Source organism: Komagataeibacter rhaeticus (genome assembly GCF_011611525.1).
In the GTDB taxonomy this organism is placed as follows: domain Bacteria; phylum Pseudomonadota; class Alphaproteobacteria; order Acetobacterales; family Acetobacteraceae; genus Komagataeibacter; species Komagataeibacter rhaeticus.
In genome coordinates this window covers 2,456,364-2,476,133 of sequence record NZ_CP050139.1, presented here as the reverse complement: position 1 = coordinate 2,476,133, position 19,770 = coordinate 2,456,364, and the positions used below count along the sequence as shown (strand labels likewise).

Annotated in this window: 13 protein-coding genes; 11 read left to right on the top strand and 2 right to left on the bottom strand. The window is 64.0% G+C overall.

The features are described from left to right. Positions 1-67 precede the first annotated feature (67 nt). Both GWK63_RS11295 and GWK63_RS11290 read right to left on the bottom strand, forming a co-directional pair. The gene (locus GWK63_RS11295; protein WP_007399598.1) at positions 68-1,393 is read right to left on the bottom strand and encodes an MFS transporter; all 1,326 of its coding nucleotides are present in this window, start codon (positions 1,391-1,393) and stop codon (positions 68-70) included. 56 nt (positions 1,394-1,449) lie between these two features. After that, positions 1,450-2,805, bottom strand: a complete 1,356-nt coding sequence (locus GWK63_RS11290; RefSeq protein ID WP_039999596.1) for a dicarboxylate/amino acid:cation symporter — start codon at positions 2,803-2,805, stop codon at positions 1,450-1,452. Between the two features lie 241 nt (positions 2,806-3,046). On the opposite strand from GWK63_RS11290, the gene GWK63_RS11285 reads away from it, so the two are divergent. From GWK63_RS11285 to rpoB, 11 genes are all read left to right on the top strand, one after another. Continuing rightward, positions 3,047-4,354 carry a DNA recombination protein RmuC gene (locus GWK63_RS11285; RefSeq protein WP_112210086.1) on the top strand — a complete coding sequence of 436 codons (1,308 nt, stop codon included), beginning with the start codon at positions 3,047-3,049 and terminating at the stop codon, positions 4,352-4,354. 52 nt (positions 4,355-4,406) lie between these two features. Beyond that, entirely contained in the window at positions 4,407-5,144 is a 738-nt protein-coding gene (locus GWK63_RS11280) for a response regulator transcription factor (protein WP_007399602.1), read from the top strand. Further along, positions 5,134-6,531, top strand: coding sequence for a sensor histidine kinase (locus GWK63_RS11275; RefSeq protein WP_007399603.1), 1,398 nt, complete (start codon positions 5,134-5,136; stop codon positions 6,529-6,531). Before GWK63_RS11280 ends, GWK63_RS11275 begins: the two co-directional genes overlap by 11 nt. Before the next feature lie 162 nt (positions 6,532-6,693). After that, positions 6,694-9,885, top strand: a complete 3,192-nt coding sequence (locus tag GWK63_RS11270) for an efflux RND transporter permease subunit (protein ID WP_007399604.1) — start codon at positions 6,694-6,696, stop codon at positions 9,883-9,885. Continuing rightward, positions 9,882-11,171: an efflux RND transporter periplasmic adaptor subunit gene (locus tag GWK63_RS11265; RefSeq protein ID WP_112210084.1), complete on the top strand. Its 1,290-nt coding sequence runs from the start codon at positions 9,882-9,884 to the stop codon at positions 11,169-11,171. The genes GWK63_RS11270 and GWK63_RS11265 overlap by 4 nt, the downstream gene beginning before the upstream one ends. Then, positions 11,168-12,790: an efflux transporter outer membrane subunit gene (locus GWK63_RS11260; protein ID WP_039999597.1), complete on the top strand. Its 1,623-nt coding sequence runs from the start codon at positions 11,168-11,170 to the stop codon at positions 12,788-12,790. The genes GWK63_RS11265 and GWK63_RS11260 overlap by 4 nt, the downstream gene beginning before the upstream one ends. Positions 12,791-12,902: 112 nt before the next feature. Beyond that, positions 12,903-13,337, top strand: a complete 435-nt coding sequence (gene rplK, locus GWK63_RS11255) for a 50S ribosomal protein L11 (protein ID WP_007399607.1) — start codon at positions 12,903-12,905, stop codon at positions 13,335-13,337. Between the two features lie 5 nt (positions 13,338-13,342). Then, entirely contained in the window at positions 13,343-14,038 is a 696-nt protein-coding gene (gene rplA / locus GWK63_RS11250) for a 50S ribosomal protein L1 (protein ID WP_007399608.1), read from the top strand. Between the two features lie 280 nt (positions 14,039-14,318). Continuing rightward, positions 14,319-14,837 carry a 50S ribosomal protein L10 gene (rplJ, locus tag GWK63_RS11245; RefSeq protein ID WP_007399610.1) on the top strand — a complete coding sequence of 173 codons (519 nt, stop codon included), beginning with the start codon at positions 14,319-14,321 and terminating at the stop codon, positions 14,835-14,837. A gap of 100 nt (positions 14,838-14,937) precedes the next feature. Continuing rightward, positions 14,938-15,312, top strand: a complete 375-nt coding sequence (rplL, locus tag GWK63_RS11240; protein ID WP_007399611.1) for a 50S ribosomal protein L7/L12 — start codon at positions 14,938-14,940, stop codon at positions 15,310-15,312. 256 nt (positions 15,313-15,568) lie between these two features. Further along, positions 15,569-19,741 (top strand): DNA-directed RNA polymerase subunit beta, encoded by a 4,173-nt coding sequence (gene rpoB, locus GWK63_RS11235; protein WP_007399612.1) that lies wholly within the window; start codon positions 15,569-15,571, stop codon positions 19,739-19,741. Positions 19,742-19,770 lie beyond the last annotated feature (29 nt).

The following is a 19,770-nucleotide window of genomic DNA, read 5'->3' as shown; positions in this document are numbered from 1 at the left end:
ATGCCGCCTTTTTGAAAAAAGCGATATCCTGAAACTTTTTTATCAATGATCTGTCTGAATGGACAGATTACTTCGTAGCCGGTGCCGGGGGGCGGCCTTCCGTCGTGATACGGTCATGGCCGGGCAGGACGAACAGCACGGTCAGCAGCGAACAGGCGATGCACCCGGTCACGTACCAGTAGAACAGCCCCTCATGCCCGATCTGCTTGAACCACAGGGCCACATATTCCGCCGTGCCACCAAAGACCGATACGGTCAGCGCATAGGGCAGCGCCACCCCCAGCGCGCGCACGCGGGTGGGGAACAGTTCGGCCTTCACCACCGCATTGATGGATGTATAGCCCGAAATGCCCAGCAGTGCCGCCGTGACCAGCCCGAAGGCCGCGAGCGGGGAGTGTACGGTCGATAGTGCCTGCATGAGCGGCACCGTGCACAGGCACCCGATCACGCCAAAGGACAGCAGCAGCCGCCTGCGGCCCACCCGGTCGGACAGCGCGCCAAAGGCGGGCTGCACCAGTGCGAACACGGCCAGTGAGGCGGTGGAGACCAGTGTGGACTGCTCCTTACTCAGTCCCGCCGTGTTGACCAGGTATTTCTGCATGTAGATCGTGAACGTGTAGAACGCGACGGTGCCGCCCAGCGTCAGCCCGCACACCCCCAGTACCTCACGCGGGTGGTGCAGCAGCACGCGCAGGCCGCCATGGGCGTTTTTGTCGCGCGTGGCGGCACTGAACTGCTCGCTTTCCGCCATGCCACGGCGGAACCACAGGATGGACAGCGCCAGCAGCGCGCCAATGCCGAACGGCACCCGCCACCCCCATGCCCCGAGCTGGGCGGGGGAAAGCAGCACGAACTGCAGCACCAGCAGCACCACAAGGGCCAGCAGCTGCCCCATGACCAGTGTCACATACTGGAAGCTGGCATAGAACCCGCGCCGGGCCGGAGGGGCGATTTCGGACAGGTAGGTGGCACTCGCCCCGTATTCTCCCCCCAGGCTCAGCCCCTGCAGAAGGCGGGCGAACAGCAGCACGCTGGGGGCGGCAAGGCCGATGCGCCCATAGGTCGGGCAGACCGCGATGGCCAGCGAACCCGTGCACATGGCGATGATGGACAGGCTCAGCGCCGCCCGCCGCCCGTAACGGTCCGCCATGAGCCCCATGAGCCAGCCGCCCACCGGCCGCATGAGGAAGCCGATGGCAAACACCGCCGCACTGCGCAGCAGTTCCGTCGTTGCATTGCCGGGCGGGAAGAACGAACGGGCAAAATACATGGAAAATGCCGCGTAGACATACCAGTCGTAATATTCGATCAGATTTCCAGATGAGCCGGCAATAATGCTTCGTATTCTCTGCGCGGTCGTAAGGGCCCCGGTCCGGGGCTGGAAAACTGGCATGATGGCGGAAACCTATGGACGCGGATGGAGGACAGGGCGGAAAAAAAGGGCCGATCCTAATGGATCGTGGGGGGTGTGGCGGGCGTGCCGTCGTCGGGAATGACGGGGGTAAGGGCCTGCTCGTCATCCAGCCGGCCCGAAAGGGCCGCGGCAAGGCGGTCGGTATCCAGCGCGCCTTCCCACCGGGCCAGCACGATGGTGGCCACCGCGTTGCCGATGATGTTGGTCAGCGACCGGCATTCGGACATGAAGCGGTCAATGCCCAGGATCAGCCCCATCCCCGCCACCGGCACGTCGGGCACCACGGCCAGGGTCGCGGCAAGGGTGACGAACCCGGCCCCGGTCACGCCCGCAGCTCCCTTGGAACTGATCATGGCGACCAGGAGCAGGCTGACCTGCTGGCCCAGTCCCAGATGCACATCGGTCGCCTGCGCAATGAACAGGGCGGACAGCGCCATGTAGATGTTGGTGCCATCCAGGTTGAAGGAATAGCCCATGGGCACCACCAGCCCCACCACCGACGGCGCGCAGCCTGCGTTCTCCAGCCGGGTCATGAGGCTGGGCAGCGCTGATTCGGACGAACTGGTACCCAGCACGATCAGCAGTTCCTCACGCAGATAGGCCAGCAGCGGCAGGATGCGGAAACCGTTCCACCGCGCGACCGCGCCCAGTATGACCAGCACGAACACGGCGGCGGTGGCGTAGAATGTAAGCACCAGGAAGGCAAGGTTGAGCACCGCGCCCACGCCAAAGCGCCCGATGGTGAACGCCATGGCCCCCAGCGCCCCGATGGGGGCGGCATACATGACCAGCCTGACCACGCCGAACACCAGCTGGGTCAGCTGTCTGAGCAGCGCAAGGATGGCATGCCCCTTCGCCCCCATGTGCGACAGGCTGATGCTGAACAGGATGGCAACCAGCAACACCTGCAGGATGTCACCCGATACAAAGGCGCTGACCACCGTGTCGGGTATGATGTTGAGCAGGAAGTCACTGAAGGAATGCGCCTGCGCCCGTGCCGTGTAGGCGGCCACCGCATGGGCATCCAGCGTGGCGGGGCTGGCGTGGATATGCGCGCCGGGGCGCACGATGTTGGCCACCACCATGCCCACTACCAGCGCCAGTGACGAAAAGGTCAGGAAATACACCATGGCCCGGCCCGCAAGCCGGCCCGCCTGCCCCAGATTGCCAAGCCCTGCGACACCCGTCACCACGGTCAGGAAGATGACCGGCGGGATCACCATCTTGACCAGGCGGATGAACGCATCCCCCAGTGGTTTGAGGGAGACCGCCACATGGGGGCAGAAATGCCCCAGCGCCATCCCCGCCACCACCGCGATGACGACCTGCCCGTACAGGCTGCGGAAGATGGATCTGCCGGGCGCGGGCCGGGCCTGCGGTTGCTCGGGCATGATGGCGGACGTCCTCAACAACGGTTCATGTTCATGCGCCACGAACGGGCGCGGTAGGGGCATGCCGGGGCAGGCTGGCGGGCGGGTTGCCACGGGCGGATGAAAATCAGGCACGATGCCGGACGTTTCGGTTGGGCCATAACACGGTTGCCAGATATTCCAAAAAAACATGATGGGTTTACATCGGCGTCATTACAGGGCACGGACATGTTTTGTTCTTGCTTTGGGGAAAGAGTCCGCCATGTCCGATATGCCCGTGTCCCCCGCCATATGGATCGGCATGCTGTGTGCCGCCGTGTCCTGCCTGCTGGGGCTTGTGGTGCTGCGCCGCCTCTCCCTTATGGCGGGACAGGGGACGGATGCGGACCTGCTGGGCCGCCTGTGCGTGATGGTGGAGCGCGAGACCGCCGCCCGCGTGGCGGAAAACGAGGTCCAGCGCGCCCGCATGGCGGAAATCGAGCGCGCGCTGGCCACCCGTCTGGACCAGCGGCATCAGGAAATGACGGAAACCTTCAACCGCATCGCGCGCATGATGGGCCGCGACCTGTCCGAAATGCGCGTTGCCCAGTCCGAATCCCTGCGCGAGATGGCGGAAGAGGGCCGGCGGCAGAGCGATGCGCTGCGCGCCGCCGTGAATGAGCGCCTGCACCAGGCGGTGGAAAAGCAGATGCAGACCTCCTTCCAGCGCGTGCTGGAGCAGATCGGCGCCATGCAGAAGGCGATGGGAGAGGTCTCGGCCATGACCGCGCAGGTGGGCGATCTCAAGCGCCTGTTCGCCAACGTCAAGACCCGGGGCGGCTGGGGGGAGGCACAGCTGCGCAGCATACTGGACGACGTGCTGCCCGAAGGGGCGTACGAAACCAACCGCCGCCTGCGCGATGACAGCCGCGAGGTGGTGGAATTTGCCGTGCGCATGCCCGTGCGCGCCACGGTCCCGCCGGTGCTGGCCATTGATTCCAAATTCCCGACCGAGGCGTATGAGCGCCTGCTCCAGGCAGTGGAGGACTGCAACCCCGATGCCGAACGCGCCGCCCGCCGCGCGCTGGAAACCACCCTGCGTATCGAGGCGCGCAAGATCGCGACCAAATATATCGTCCCGCCCGTTACGGTGGAGTTCGCGGTGCTGTACCTGCCCACCGACGGGCTGTATGCCGAGGTGGCGCGGATTCCCGGCCTGCTGGATGAAATCGGGCGCACCTATCGCGTTATCGTGATGGGGCCGGGACTGATGCCCGCCATGCTGCGCACCATTCACCTGGGCTATGTTACCCTGGCGCTGGAGAAGCGTACCGATGACATCGCCCGCCTGCTTGGCGCAACCCGGCAGGAAATGCTGCGTATGGATGGCGTGCTGGAAAAACTGGCGCGCAATGCCTCTGCCATTTCCTCCTCCATTGACGAGGCGCGCAGGCGCACGGGCCTGGTGACCCGCAGGCTGCGTGAGCTTGATGTGGACAGCGAACCCGCATCCCCCCCGTCCGGGGGGGCGGCACAGGGGGAGATGGCGCCCGCATGGATGGAGGGCGGCTCCGACGGCACGCATGGCTGAACACTAATTTAATTGGCCGCATTCCGGCCCGCGCTGCATAAACGGAAGGATCATGACCGTCCCGCCCGAACCCAACCGCACCGAACCGGCATTCCCGTCCCCCGCGCGGGAGGACGCGCCGCGCATCCTTCTGGTGGAGGATGACAGCAAGATCGCGCAGGAAGTGATCGAGGAACTGGAAAGCCGCCACTATCATGTCCAGCATGAGGTATCGGGCGCGGCCGGGCTGGCCATGGGCCTGAACGCGCATTTCGATGTGATGATCGTGGATCGCATGCTGCCCGAACTGGATGGGCTGAGCCTGATCGAGACCCTGCGTGAGCGCCGGGTCCATGTGCCGGTGCTGGTGCTGTCGGCCCTGTCGGCGGTGGATGACCGGGTCAGCGGGCTGAAGGCGGGGGGCGATGACTACCTGACCAAGCCGTTCGCCATGGAGGAACTGGCCGCGCGCCTGGAAGCGCTTCTGCGCCGCCCCGACAATTCGCGGCATACCATGCTGCGCGCCGGCCCGCTGGAGATGGACCTGATCGAGCGCACCGTGATGCGCGAGGGGGTGCCGATCGAGCTGCTCCCGCGTGAGTTCCGGCTGCTGGAATACCTCATGCGCCGCCCCAACCAGGTGCTGACCCGCAACATGCTGCTCGAAGATGTGTGGAACTACCGCTTCATCCCCCAGACCAACCTGGTCGATGTGCATATCGGCAAGCTGCGCCGCAAGATTGATGAAAGCGGCAGGCCGCCCCTGATCCAGAGCATCCGGGGGGCCGGGTTCATGCTGCGTGTTTCGTAACGAGCTGTTTCGCACCGCCACGTTCCGCCTGACACTGGCGGTGGTGGCGGCCATGATCGGTTCGGCGGCGCTGCAGTTCTTTTTCGGTTACAGCCAGGCCAGCGTGTTCGAGGCCAAGCGCTCGGACATGCTGCTCCTGCGCGAGGCCAGCATCCTCCAGCGCGAATCCCCCGCAGTACTGGAACAGCAGGTGCGTGACCGCGCGACCGATGACCTGCGCGTGATCATGAACGTCACCACCCTGTTCGATGCCGGGCAGCACTATATTGTGGGCGACCTGCATACATGGCCCACGGGCCTGGTAGCGGATGGCCGCGTGCATGTGATCGGCCCGGAGGCCACGGGCGGCGGGTCATCGACCGTGCTGCGCATGGTGGCGCTGCGGGTATCGGGGGATCGTTATCTGGTACTGGGGCGCAGCCGGCACATGCGGACCGAACTGCGGCTCATGATGCGGCATTCCATGCTGGTCTCCATCGTGCCGACCGTGCTGTTCGCGCTGATTACCGGCATCATCCTCAGCCATCGCGCCCTGTCCCGCGTCAAGGAAATGCATGAGGCGATCGACCGCATCATGGAAGGCGACCTGCATGAGCGCCTGCCCGCGGGGCGGCAGAATGACGACCTCCAGCGGCTTGCCGCCAGCGTCAACCGCATGCTTGACCGCCTTGAGCAGCTGCTGGACGAGATACGCGACGTGGGCAACGACATCGCCCATGACCTGCGCACCCCGCTCACCCGCGTGCGGGCCCGCCTGGACCGCGCGCTCAGCGCCGGGCATTCGGCCGGGGCGCTGCGCAATGTCATTTCCCGCACGATCGATGACCTGGACCAGTCCTTCGCCATCATTACCGCACTCCTGCGCATAGGCGAGATCGAGAACGGGCGCAGGCGCGCAGGCTTCGGCATGGTGGACCTGGGCGCGCTCATGGCCGATATCGTGGATCTGTACGAACCCATAGCCGAGACCAAGGGCATTACGCTTTCCTGCGTGGCGGCGGACGCGGCAATACAGGTGCAGGGTGACCGTGACCTGCTGATCGAGGTGCTGGCCAACCTGGTGGACAATGCCATCAAGTTCACCCCCGCGGGCGGCCGCGTGGCCATTCGCGCGCGCATGGACGAACATTGCGCGGTCATGCAGATCAGTGACACGGGAATCGGTATTCCGGAGGCGGAACGCAAGGCCGTGACCGGGCGTTTCTACCGTTCGGACAAGAGCCGCCACATTCCCGGCAGCGGGCTGGGGCTGAGCCTTGTCTCCGCCATCGTGGCGCTGCATCACGCGCGGCTCGACATCACGCCCACCCGGTTGCATGACAGCCTGCCGGGGGTCACGATGAGCATCGTCTTCCCCCCGCCGGGCGTGGTGCAGCCCGTAAACTAAATAGAAATTTCATTTGCCACCCGCCGTCCCCCGATTAACACCTGAAGGACAGACGGGGAGACGAGATATGCAAGAAGACAACCTGTCCCGGCCCGGACCCGCGCGTGGCGCGGGGCATGGTACGGGCGGCCAGCCGGCAGGGCGGGGGGGAACCGCCCGCGCATGAATGGTATCGTCGTTACCGCGCTCAAGCGGCCCTACACCTTCGTTGTCCTGTCCATCCTTATTGTCGTGTTCGGTGTCCGGGGGCTGCTGCGCACGCCAACTGACGTCTTTCCCAGCATCAACATCCCCGTCGTCGCGATCTGCTGGACCTATACCGGCCTTATGCCCGAGGACATGTCCGGCCGCGTGGTCTACTATTACGAACGCGCGCTGACCGCCACGGTCAACAATATCGAACATATCGAAAGCCAGTCCTATTACGGGCGTGGCATCGTCAAGGTGTTCTTCCAGCCCGGCACCGATACCGCCGTGGCGCAGACGCAGATCACCGCCGTCTCCCAGACCGTCATCAAGCAGATGCCCGCGGGCATGACCCCGCCGCTGGTGCTGACCTACAATGCCTCCTCCGTGCCGGTGCTGACATTGCAGGTCTCCTCCGATTCCATGACGGCGTCGCAGATCTATGACATGTCCTCCAACCTGATCCGCCCCGGTCTGGTGTCGGTCGCGGGGGCTGCCATCCCCAATCCTTATGGCGGACAACCGGGCAACATTATGGTCGATCTGGACCAGAGCAAGCTGCTTGCCCATGGTCTGTCGGCCACCGATATCGGGAATGCGCTGGGCAAGCAGAACATCGTGCTGCCCGCGGGGGACCAGCAGATCGGCGCGTTCGACTGGATGGTCCAGACCAATGCCTCCCCCGAGGAGATAGATAGCTTCAACAACATGCCCATCAAGCAGGAAGGCAATTCCGTCGTCTATCTGCGTGACGTGGCATGGGTGCATGCCGGTGGGCCGCCACAGACCAACATGGTGCTGGTCAAGGGCCACCAGGCCGTGCTGATCGTGATCATGAAAAGCGGCGATGCCTCTACCCTTGCGGTGGTCAGCGGGATCAAGGCGCTGCTGCCCTCGATTGTCCGTACCCTGCCGCCGGGGGTGGACATTACCGTGCTGGGGGATGCCTCCACCTTCGTCAAGGAAGCGGTGCGCGACGTGGTGCAGGAAATGGGCACCGCAGCCCTGCTGACCAGTCTGGTGGTGCTGCTGTTCCTGGGGTCCTGGCGCTCGACCGTCATCATCGCCACCTCCATCCCGCTGGCCATGCTCTGCTCGGTCATCGGGCTGGGGGCGGCGGGCCAGACCATCAACATCATGACACTGGGCGGGCTGGCGCTTGCCGTGGGCATCCTGGTGGATGACGCCACCGTCATGATCGAGAACATCGATGCCCATCTGGAAATGGAAAAGGATCTGGAGACGGCCATCATCGACGCCGCCAACCAGATCGTCATTCCCACCTTCGTCTCCACCCTGTGCATCTGTATCGTGTGGATGCCGCTGTTCCAGCTGACCGGGGTTGCGGGCTGGCTGTTCATGCCGATGGCGGAAGCCATCATCTTCGCCATGATCGCCTCCTTCATCCTGTCGCGCACGCTGGTGCCGACCATGGCCAAATACATGCTGGCGGCACAGGTGGAAGCCCACGCCCGGGCCAGGGCGGAGGGCGGCCATCACGAACCGGGCAACATCTTCAGCCGCTTCCAGCTGGGATTCGAACGCAGGTTCCAGTCCTTCCGCACCCGCTATCAGGGGCTGCTGGCCCATCTGATCAGCATCCGCGCGCGCTTCGTGCCGATATTCGGGCTGGGGGCGTTCGCGTCGCTTTCGCTGCTGCTCTTTGCCGGGCAGGACTTCTTCCCCGAGATCAATTCCAATGCGCTCGCCATCCACATGCGCGCGCCCATGGGCACCAAGATCGCGGAAGCGGGCAAGATCGCCATGCTGGTCAATGCCGAGATCGAACGCCTGCTGCCGGGGCAGGTGGAAGGGATCGTCAACAATTGCGGCCTGCCGTTCAGCCCGCTCAACCAGGCCTTCATTCCCACGCCCACCGTGGGCGCGCAGGACTGTGACCTGACCGTGACGCTGAAGGACGAGGAGGCGCCGGTTGCCAAATTCCGCACCATCCTGCGCAAGGGGCTGGCGGAGAAATTCCCCGGCACGGACATCACCTTCATGCCGGCCGACCTGACGGCCAAGATCCTGAACTTCGGCCTGCCCGCGCCGCTTGACGTGCAGGTGTCGGGGCGCAACCTGTACGCCAATTTCGATTTTGCCGAGAAACTGGCCGAAAGGCTGCGCCATGTGACCGGCCTTGCCGATGTCACGGTGCAGGAACCGCTCAATACCCCCACGCTGCGCGTCAACGCCCGGCGTACCTATGCGCTGGGCACCGGCCTGACCGAGTCGGACGTGGCCAACAACGCGCTGGCCGTGCTGTCGGGCAGCGGGCAGGTGGCGCCCACCTACTGGCTGGACCCCAAGACCGGGGTTTCCCATCTGGTCGATATCCAGACGCCGCTGCAGTTCCTGCAGACCATGAACGACCTTGAGACCATTCCCATCGACAAGGGGGATGGCAACCCGTCCGACAAGGCGCCGCAGATTCTGGGTGGCCTGTCCCAGATCGTGCAGACCGGCACGCCGGGTGAGGTCTCGCACTACAACATCATGCCGGTGTTCAACATCTATGCCTCGAACGAGGGGCTGGACCTGGGCGCGGTCTCGCGCGAGGTGACGCGCGTGGTGGATGAAGCGCGCAAGGAACTGCCGGCGGGTTCCAGCCTGTCGGTCATGGGGCAGGCCTCGACCATGAATGGTGCCTATGTGCAGCTGATTGGCGGGCTCGCGATGTCCATCCTGCTGGTGTACCTGATCATCGTGGTCAACTTCCAGTCATGGATGGACCCGTTCATCATCATCACCGCCCTGCCCGGGGCGCTGGCCGGCATCGCGTGGAGCCTGTTCCTGACGCACACGGCGCTTTCGGTTCCGGCGCTGACGGGGGCGATCATGTGCATGGGCACGGCCACGGCCAATTCCATCCTGGTCGTCTCCTTCGCGCGGGAAAGGATGGATGTGCATGGCGATGCGCTCCGTGCCGCGATCGAGGCGGGTTACGAGCGTATCCGCCCCGTGCTGATGACGGCTTCGGCCATGATCATCGGCATGCTGCCCATGTCGCTGAGCAATTCACAGAACGCGCCGCTGGGCCGGGCCGTGATGGGGGGACTGCTGGTGGCCACCTGCGCCACGCTGCTGTTCGTACCCTGCGTCTTTGCCCTGATCCATTCCAGAAAATCCAAGAAGGCCGCCGCCACCGGCGCAGGAGAGCACGCATGACCGCCACAGGGGAAAACCAGACGCCACGCATGTCCGGGCGTGGGCGGCTGTACGTCACCGTGGGGGGGATCGTGCTGGCCGTGATCGTGGCCGGGGGCATTATCGAGCGCCGCGTGCATGTTGCCCACCTGCGCGCCGTGGCACAGGATGCGGCCATACCGCGCGTGCAGGTCATCCTGCCCCAGCAGGGACCGAAAACCCGCACGCTCGACCTGCCGGGCAATATCTCGGCCTGGTACCAGGCCCCCATCTATGCGCAGGTCTCGGGCTATGTGCAGATGTGGTACAAGGATATTGGCGCCAAGGTGAAGGCGGGCGAGATCCTGGCCACCATCGACACGCCGGGGCTGGATGCGCAGTACGCGGCCTCCAAGGCCAATTTTGACGTGGCGATGGCCCGTTACCGCCTGGCGGAGATCACGGCCAAGCGCTGGCGGGCGCTACAGGGCACGCAGGCGGTCTCGCAGCAGGAAGTGGACGTGCAGGTTGCCAATGCCGAAGCCCAGCAGGCCGAGGTGGAGGCCGCCCGGCACGAGGCTTCCCGTTACGCGGCGCTGATCGGCTTCAAGCAGCTTGTCGCCCCGTTTGATGGCGTGGTCACCTCGCGCCTGGCCGATGTGGGGGATTACGTGAATGCGGGGGGCGGGGATGTGTCCTCCCGCGGGACGGCGACGGAACTGTTCTCGGTGGCGGATGTGCACCGCATGCGCGTGTTCGTGTCCGTGCCGCAGGATTATGCCGATATCATAAGCCCCAAGCTGGAAGGCGACGTGTCCGTGCCCCAGTATCCGGGCCGGGTGTTCAAGGCCAAGTTCCTAGCGACCGCCAGGGCGTTCAATGCGGGTACCCGTACTGTCACGACGGAACTGGTGGTGGATAACGACAAGCGGGAACTGTGGCCCGATTCCTATGCCAATGTACACTTTGTCGCACCCGGTGACCCCGATATCCTGATAGTGCATGAAGGCGCGCTGGTATTCCGCGCGCAGGGCATGCAGGTGGCGGTTGTGGATGCGGATGACCGCATCCGGCTGCGCAACGTAACGGTAGGGACCAATCTGGGGACGAATGTGCAGATTCTGGCGGGTATCGGACCAAAGGACCGGATCGTGAACAACCCTTCGGCGGGGTTGCTGGAAGGCCAGAAGGTCTATCTGGTCGGTGCGACACAGGGGTATAACGACGCGGCGGCCACGGCATCACGTGGGGCGGTTGACAGGGGTGACGACGTGCGCGCCATGCCGGCGGGCGACGGCAGTGCGGGCGATGCGGGGGTGCGTCAATGAATGCAGTGCCGCGCGGGTGTACGCGCCCGGCCCTGTCACGCCGCATGCTCTCGCTGGCCGGTTGCGCGGCCATTGCCGGGATGCTGGGCGGGTGCGTGGATCTGGCGCCCAGATACAGGCATGCCCATTATCTCCTGCCCGATAACTGGAAGGGCGATGGCGTGGTGCAGTACGGCACCCCGCAGGATGGCGCATCGCGCGGGGACTGGTGGAAGGTGTTCAGGGACCCCACCCTTGATGAACTGGAGGAACGCGCCAGCCACCTGAACCCCAACCTGCAGGCGGATGCGGAAGCCTTTACCCAGGCGCGTGACATCGTGGCCGAGGCACAGGCCAACCTCTACCCCCAGATCACGGGTGGGGCCGGCGCATCGGAAAATCAGGCATCGACCCACAGGCTGTGGCGTGGCGCGGGGTCGCAGGGGCCGATCTACATGTCATCCGAGCAGTACAGCGCCACCGCGCGCTGGGAGCCGGATTTCTGGTCGGCCATCCGTAACCGCAGGCGCATGCAGCAGCGCCTGGCACAGGCGGCGGCGGCCGATTTTGCCGTGGCAAGGCTGAGCATCCAGTCCGAACTGGCCAATGACTACATGCAGCTGCGCGGCATGGACGCGCAGCACGCGGTCTATCGCGACTCGATCCGTTACTACCAGACCGCCGTGCAGATCACCCACATGCGCCAGGCGGGCGCCATTGCCGCGGGCATCGATGTATCCCGCGCGCAGACGCAGCTGTCCTCCACCCAGGCGGCGGATACCGACCTGCAGGCCCATCGCTCGGTGATGGAGCATGCCATTGCCATCCTGGTCAACGTGTCGCCATCGCTCTTCCATATCGCGCCCCGTGCGCAGATCAGCTTCCCCAAGGTGCCCATGCCCGTGGGCATCCCCGCCACCCTGCTGGAACGCAGGCCCGACATTGCCAGTGCCGAGCGGCACATGGCGGCGGCCAACCGGGCGATCGGCGTCTCGCGCGCGGCGTTCTACCCGCATGTAACCTTCAGCGCCACGGCCGGTTTCATGGATAACGGCTTCACGCTCGATAAATTCGCCAACGGCATGTACAATTACGCCGCCCAGGCCGTGCTGCCGCTGTTCCAGGGCGGGCTGCGCCGGGCGGAAGTCCAGCGCAACTGGTCCCAGTACCGGCAGGCGGAGGACCAGTACCGCGCCACCGTGCTCGATGCCTTCAAGGACGTGGAGGACGGGCTGAGCCTGACGCATGACCTGGATGTGGAGGCAGGCCAGCAGGCCGAGGCGGTGCAGGCCTCCATGCGCACCCAGAACATGACTATGCAGCTTTATACGGGTGGCCTGACCAACTATCTTGATGTTGTGGTGGCGCAGGTGGCCGCACTGCAGGCGCGTATTGCCGAAGTGCAGGTCGAAACCCGCTACATGCAGGCGCAGGTGGAGCTTATCCGCGCGCTGGGTGGCGGATGGACCACGGCGGAACTGCCCGACAACAAGGCGCTCAGGCCCTTTGGCATCGCGCAGTACACCCACATGCGCATGCCGAAATCGGTCAATGGCGTGAACGTGGATAACGGACCCGAATCCTTTGACCTGTCCGGCAGGGGATTTCATGACAGGGACTTGACAGCACCCGCCAAATAGCGGTAGGTGCGCGCCTCTTATCGGAACGCGGGAGGTCGCCCCCGGCCCCAGCCGGGCACAGGGGGTGGCCACCAGAACCGCGGTCCGGGTGAAACAGTCAGGAGCCCCGGATATGGCCAAAAAAATCGTTGGCTACATCAAGCTGCAAATCCCCGCCGGCAAGGCGAATCCGTCCCCGCCGGTTGGTCCGGCACTGGGTCAGCGCGGCCTGAACATCATGCAGTTCTGCAAGGAGTTCAACGCAAAGACGCAGGGTCTCGAACCCGGTATGCCGATTCCCGTCGTCATTACCGCCTATGCCGACCGTACGTTCAGCTTCATTACCAAGACCCCGCCCAACACCTACTTCCTGATGAAGGCGGCCAAGATCTCCAAGGGCAGCTCCACCGTGGGCAAGTCCGCGACCGTGGGCAAGGTCACGATGTCGCAGCTGCGCGAGATCGCGGAGACGAAGCAGAAAGACATGAACGCCAACGATATCGAAGGTGCCGTGCGCATGCTGGCGGGTTCCGCCCGCTCCATGGGCCTTGATGTGGTGGAGGGCTGATTACGATGGCAAAGAACAAGCGTCTGACCGCAGCCCGCGCCGCAGTCGATTCCGCGAAGCAGTACGGCCTTGACGAGGCGATCGCCCTGGTCAAGGGCAACGCCAAGGCGAAGTTCGACGAGACCGTCGAGATTTCCATGAACCTTGGCATCGACCCGCGTCACGCCGACCAGATGGTCCGTGGCCTGCTGTCCCTGCCCAACGGCACGGGCAAGACCCTGCGCGTTGGCGTGTTTGCCCGTGGCCCCAAGGCCGAGGAAGCAAAGGCCGCCGGTGCCGATGTGGTTGGTGCCGAAGACCTGGCCGAGAAGGTGCAGGCGGGCGAGATCGAGTTTGACCGCTGCATCGCGACCCCGGACATGATGGCCCTGGTCGGCCGTCTGGGCAAGATCCTCGGCCCGCGCGGGCTGATGCCCAACCCCAAGCTGGGCACCGTGACCATGGACGTGAAGGGCGCGGTCTCCGCCGCCAAGTCCGGCCAGGTCGAATACCGTGCCGAGAAGGCCGGTATCGTGCATGCCGGCGTGGGCAAGGCCTCGTTCGACGAAGGCAAGCTGGCCGAGAACATCCGCGCGTTCGTGGATGCGGTGCAGAAGGCCCGCCCCACGGGTGCGAAGGGCACGTATGTCAAGAAGATCGCCCTGTCCTCCACCATGGGGCCGGGTATTACGGTTGATGTCTCCGCCTTCACCGCGGCCTGACGTTAACTGGAGAATGACCTCTTCCCGATAGGGAAGGGGGACAGGAGATGGCGGCATGCCGCCATTTTCCGAACCTGTCCATGACCGGATGTGGCGCAAGCCTTGAATGCCCGCAGGGCAGCAGCCGGAAGACGGGGATTGCCGGATCGGGGCGAAAGCCCACACTGGTTGTTCCGTTTGAAAGGACAGGCGAACCGGGACAGGGCCGGCTTGCCGGAATGTCCCTAGGGTAAACCCTACCTGCCGGTTTTTTGCTGGCAGGTGATGATGGAGACGGGATTTGGACCGTACGGAGAAGCGGGAGTTTGTTGCCTCCCTCGCAGCCGTGTTCGCGAAGACGTCCATGGTCATTGTCACCCGTAATGACGGGCTGAGCGTGGCTGATGTGACGGACCTTCGGCGTCGCGTGCGTGCGGCTGGAGCGACACACAAGGTCGCGAAGAACCGGCTGGCCTCTCTCGCCCTGGCAGGGACCCAGTTCGAAGGCATCAAGCCGCTGCTGAAGGGGCCGACCGCGTTGTCGTGGGCGGATGAACCCGTGGCCGTGGCGAAGGTGCTGGTCGAGTTCGCCAAAACCAATGAAAAGCTTGTTCTGCTCGGTGGATCGCTTGGTGCCCAGACGCTTGACGTCAACAGCATCAAGGCTCTGGCCGAGCTGCCGTCCCTGGACGTTCTGCGTGCGCAGCTGGTGGGGCTTATCTCCACGCCGGCAACGCGCATCGCGGGCGTTCTCCAGGCGCCGGCCGGACAGCTTGCACGGGTTTTTGGTGCCTATGCCAAGACGGGCGAAGCCGCCTGAGACCCATGCCCGGCCCGCCGGGCTATCAACAAAACGGCATTTTCCTGAAAAAACGGGATTGTGCTGTGCCAACCAGTGTATAGATTAGGAAGACCGAATTATGGCCGATCTGAACAAGATTGTTGAAGACCTGTCCGCCCTGACCGTTCTGGAAGCCGCCGAGCTGTCCAAGCTGCTGGAAGAGAAGTGGGGCGTTTCCGCCGCCGCTCCGGTTGCCGTTGCTGCCGCTGCTCCGGGTGCCGCTGCGGCTCCGGCTGAAGAAAAGACCGAGTTCGACGTCGTGCTGGCAAAGGCCGGCGACAAGAAGATCAACGTGATCAAGGAAATCCGTGCGATCACCGGTCTGGGCCTGAAGGAAGCCAAGGATCTGGTCGAGGGTGCGCCCAAGACCATCAAGGAAGGCGCCAGCAAGGATGAAGCCGAGAAGATCAAGAAGACCCTTGAAGACAACGGTGCTTCTGTCGAAATCAAATAAGTTGGCCTTTCGGGATGTGCCAGTGATGGTATGCCCGGGCTGAGTTATTCAGGTGAGGGTGGAAACCATCTGGTTTCCGCCCCCTTGGCCGTTACAGGCGCCCTGGCCGCAAGGCTTCGGGCGCCTTTGGTGGTAGATAGGGTTGGCCCGGACGGCAGTCGGGGCCGGCCCGCCAAGGATTTTCAAGGGCCGCGCAGTCCGTGTGACATTCGTGTCGCAACCGTGCGGGCCTGTGTGGATGGGGGCTGGATAGGCGATGAACGCGATTACGAAATCGTTCACGGGACGCAAACGCATCCGCAAGAGCTTCGGGCATATACCCGAGGTCGCTCCGATGCCCAATCTGATCGACGTGCAGCGGGCTAGCTACGAGACGTTCCTTCAGATGAATGTGGCGCCCGACAGCCGGACGCCGACGGGCCTGCAGGAAGTTTTCCGTTCCGTCTTTCCGATCAATGACTTCGCCGGGCGCGGGCGTCTGGAATTCGTCAGCTACGAGCTGGAAGAGCCGAAATACGACGTCGAGGAATGCATCCAGCGCGGGCTGACCTTCGCCGCCCCGCTGAAGGTGATCCTGCGCCTGATCGTATGGGATGTGGATGAGGATACCGGGTCACGCTCGATCCGCGATATCAAGGAGCAGCCGGTCTATATGGGCGACATGCCGCTCATGACCGATAACGGCACCTTCATCATCAACGGGACCGAGCGTGTCATCGTCAGCCAGATGCACCGCAGCCCCGGCGTGTTCTTCGACCATGACAAGGGCAAGACCCATTCCTCGGGCAAGTTCCTGTTCGCCGCGCGTGTCATTCCCTATCGCGGGTCCTGGCTCGACTTCGAATTCGACAGCAAGGACCTGATCTACGTCCGCATCGACCGCAAGCGCAAGCTGCCGGTTACCACGCTGCTGTACGCGCTGGAAGGTGCCGCGTCCGAAGCTGCCCGCGCCGCCAAGGCCGCCGAGGGCGGGGATGTGGAATCCATGGAGATCCGGGGCATGGACCCCGATGAGATCCTTGGCTACTTCTATGGCAAGGTCGAGTTCACCAAGACCGAGAAGGGCTGGGCCCGTCGTTTCGACGCGGAAGCCTTCCGTGGCCAGAAGCTGCTCGAGCCGCTGATCGATGCCCAGACGGGTGAGGAAGTCGCCCCCGCCGACGCGAAGCTGACCGCCCGCATGGTGCGCAAGATCGCCGAGACCACCAAGGAAGTGCTGGTTGGCCCCGCCGGTCTGATCGGCCGCTTCATTGCCCAGGACATGGTCAACGAGCATACGGGCGAGATCTATGCCGAAGCCGGTGAGGAACTGACCGAGCAGAAGCTTGAGGAACTGGAAGGCGAGGGCCTGACCACGCTGACCACCCTTGCCATCGATGCGGCAAACGGCCCGTGGATCCGCAACACGCTGGCGGTGGACAAGAACGCCGCGCGTGAGGAAGCGCTGACCGACATCTACCGTGTCATGCGCCCCGGTGAGCCGCCGACGCCCGAGACGGCGGAAGCGATGTTCTCCGGCCTGTTCTTCGATCCCGACCGTTATGACCTGTCCGCCGTGGGCCGCGTGAAGATGAACATGCGCCTGGGCGTGGACGTGCCGGATACCGTGCGCGTGCTGCGCAAGGAAGACATCCTGCGCACCGTCAAGATCATGTGCGAACTGAAGGACGGTCGCGGCGCGATTGACGATATCGACAACCTTGGCAACCGTCGTGTCCGCTCCGTTGGCGAACTGATGGAAAACCAGTATCGCGTTGGCCTGCTGCGCATGGAGCGCGCCATTCGCGAGCGCATGGGTTCGGTCGATATCGACACGGTCATGCCGCATGACCTGATCAACGCCAAGCCGGCGGCGGCTGCCGTGCGGGAGTTCTTCGGTTCCTCCCAGCTCAGCCAGTTCATGGACCAGACCAACCCGCTGTCCGAAGTCACGCACAAGCGCCGTCTTTCGGCACTTGGCCCGGGGGGGCTGACGCGTGAGCGCGCGGGCTTCGAGGTCCGTGACGTGCATCCGACCCATTACGGCCGCATCTGCCCGATCGAGACGCCGGAAGGCCCGAACATCGGTCTGATCAACTCGCTGGCCACCTATGCCAAGGTCAACAAATACGGCTTTATCGAAACGCCGTACCGTATGGTGCACGATGGCGTGCTGCAGGATGGCTGGAAATATCTTTCCGCCATGGAAGAGGAAAAGCTGGTCGTCGCCCAGGCGGACGCGAAACAGGATGCCCAGGGTCACCTGACGGACGATCTGGTTTCGGTGCGTCGTGGCGGTGACTTCCGCCAGGTGCCCCCGACCGATGTCACGGCCTGTGACGTCTCGCCCAAGCAGCTTGTTTCCGTTGCGGCAGCGCTCATCCCGTTCCTGGAAAACGATGACGCCAACCGCGCGCTGATGGGGTCGAACATGCAGCGCCAGGCCGTGCCGCTGGTGCGTTCCGACGCGCCGCTGGTCGGCACCGGCATGGAAGCGGCCGTGGCGCATGACTCGGGTGCCGCCATCGTTGCCCGCCGTGATGGCGTGGTGGACCAGATCGACGGTGCGCGCATCGTGGTTCGTGCAACGGATGCCGGTGGTGCGACGCAGGGTGTCGATATCTACCGCCTGCGCAAGTACATGCGCTCCAACCAGTCCACCTGCATCAACCAGCGCCCGCTTGTGCGCGTGGGGGATGAAGTGCGCGCGGGTGAGATCATTGCCGATGGCCCGTCCACCGAACTGGGTGAACTGGCGCTGGGCCGGAACGTGCTGGTCGCGTTCATGCCGTGGAATGGCTACAACTTCGAAGACTCGATCCTGATTTCCGAGCGCATCGCGCGTGATGACGTGTTCACCTCGATCCATATCGAGGAGTTCGAGGTCATGGCCCGTGACACCAAGCTGGGCCAGGAAGAAATCACCCGTGACATCCCCAATGTCGGTGAGGAAGCGCTGCGCAACCTTGACGAAGCGGGTATCGTCTATGTGGGCGCCGAGGTGAATCCTGGCGACATCCTGATCGGCAAGGTCACGCCAAAGGGCGAAAGCCCGATGACGCCGGAAGAAAAGCTGCTGCGCGCCATCTTTGGCGAAAAGGCATCCGATGTCCGTGACACCTCGCTCAAGCTGCCGCCGGGCACGACGGGCACCATCGTGGACGTGCGCGTGTTCTCCCGCCGTGGCGTGGACAAGGACGAGCGCGCGATGGCCATCGAGCGCGCCGAGATCGAACGCCTGGCAAAGGACCGTGATGACGAACGCGCCATTCAGGAGCGTTCCTTCTACAACCGTCTGCGCGAACACCTGATCGGGCAGACGGCGGGTGCGGGCTTCAAGGGCATCCGTTCGGGCACCGAGATCACGGACGAGGTCCTGTCCGAGCACCCGCGTGGCGCATGGCGCAACATCACCGTGGCCTCTGACGAGGTCATGGCGGAACTGGAAACGCTGCGTCGTGAATTCGATGCCGCCGTCTCCAAGATCCAGGCACGTTTCGACAACAAGGTCGAGAAACTGCAGCGTGGTGATGAACTGCCGCCTGGCGTGATGAAGATGGTCAAGGTCTTCGTCGCGGTGAAGCGCAAGCTGCAGCCGGGTGACAAGATGGCCGGCCGCCATGGCAACAAGGGTGTCGTCTCCCGCGTGGTGCCTGTCGAGGACATGCCCTTCCTTGAGGATGGCACGTCGGTTGACATCGTGCTGAACCCGCTGGGCGTGCCGTCGCGCATGAACGTGGGGCAGATCCTTGAGACGCATCTGGGCTGGGCCTGCGCCAATATCGGCCGTCAGGTCGCGCAGCTGGCCGATGAGTACCAGCGCCATGGCGAGAAGCGGCAGGAACTGCTGGATGAACTGAAGTCGGTCTATGGCGACAAGGTTTATGAGGAGCAGATCGGTGATATGACCGACGCGCAGCTGCTGGAGCTGTGTGGCAACCTGCGCAAGGGCGTGCCGATCGCGACCCCGGTGTTCGATGGCGCGTCCATCCCCGATATCGAGGCGATGCTGACCAAGGCGGGTGTGGACAAGTCCGGCCAGTCGCAGCTGATCGACGGGCGCACGGGCGAGCCGTTCGAGCGCAAGACCACGGTGGGCTACATCTACATGCTCAAGCTGCACCATCTTGTTGATGACAAGATCCATGCACGCTCCATCGGCCCCTATTCGCTCGTGACCCAGCAGCCGCTGGGCGGCAAGGCGCAGTTCGGTGGCCAGCGCTTTGGTGAGATGGAAGTGTGGGCGCTGGAAGCCTATGGCGCGGCCTACACGCTGCAGGAAATGCTGACGGTCAAGTCGGACGACGTATCGGGCCGTACCAAGGTATACGAGGCCATCGTGCGTGAGCAGGATGACTTCGAAGCCGGCATTCCGGAAAGCTTCAACGTGCTGATCAAGGAACTGAAGTCCCTTGGCCTGAATGTTGACCTGGAACAGAGCGGTTCCTGATCCGGGCCTTATGGTACACGGCGGTCCAC

What these genes read in the sequence shown, in the direction of transcription:
- rplL (WP_007399611.1), top strand. Translation starts at nt 14,938, where the DNA reads ATGGCCGATCTGAACAAGATTGTTGAAGACCTGTCCGCCCTGACCGTT.
- GWK63_RS11295 (WP_007399598.1), bottom strand. Translation starts at nt 1,393, where the DNA reads ATGCCAGTTTTCCAGCCCCGGACCGGGGCCCTTACGACCGCGCAGAGA.
- rpoB (WP_007399612.1), top strand. Translation starts at nt 15,569, where the DNA reads ATGAACGCGATTACGAAATCGTTCACGGGACGCAAACGCATCCGCAAG.
- rplK (WP_007399607.1), top strand. Translation starts at nt 12,903, where the DNA reads ATGGCCAAAAAAATCGTTGGCTACATCAAGCTGCAAATCCCCGCCGGC.
- rplA (WP_007399608.1), top strand. Translation starts at nt 13,343, where the DNA reads ATGGCAAAGAACAAGCGTCTGACCGCAGCCCGCGCCGCAGTCGATTCC.
- GWK63_RS11270 (WP_007399604.1), top strand. Translation starts at nt 6,694, where the DNA reads ATGAATGGTATCGTCGTTACCGCGCTCAAGCGGCCCTACACCTTCGTT.
- GWK63_RS11290 (WP_039999596.1), bottom strand. Translation starts at nt 2,805, where the DNA reads ATGCCCGAGCAACCGCAGGCCCGGCCCGCGCCCGGCAGATCCATCTTC.
- GWK63_RS11280 (WP_007399602.1), top strand. Translation starts at nt 4,407, where the DNA reads ATGACCGTCCCGCCCGAACCCAACCGCACCGAACCGGCATTCCCGTCC.
- GWK63_RS11285 (WP_112210086.1), top strand. Translation starts at nt 3,047, where the DNA reads ATGTCCGATATGCCCGTGTCCCCCGCCATATGGATCGGCATGCTGTGT.
- GWK63_RS11265 (WP_112210084.1), top strand. Translation starts at nt 9,882, where the DNA reads ATGACCGCCACAGGGGAAAACCAGACGCCACGCATGTCCGGGCGTGGG.
- GWK63_RS11260 (WP_039999597.1), top strand. Translation starts at nt 11,168, where the DNA reads ATGAATGCAGTGCCGCGCGGGTGTACGCGCCCGGCCCTGTCACGCCGC.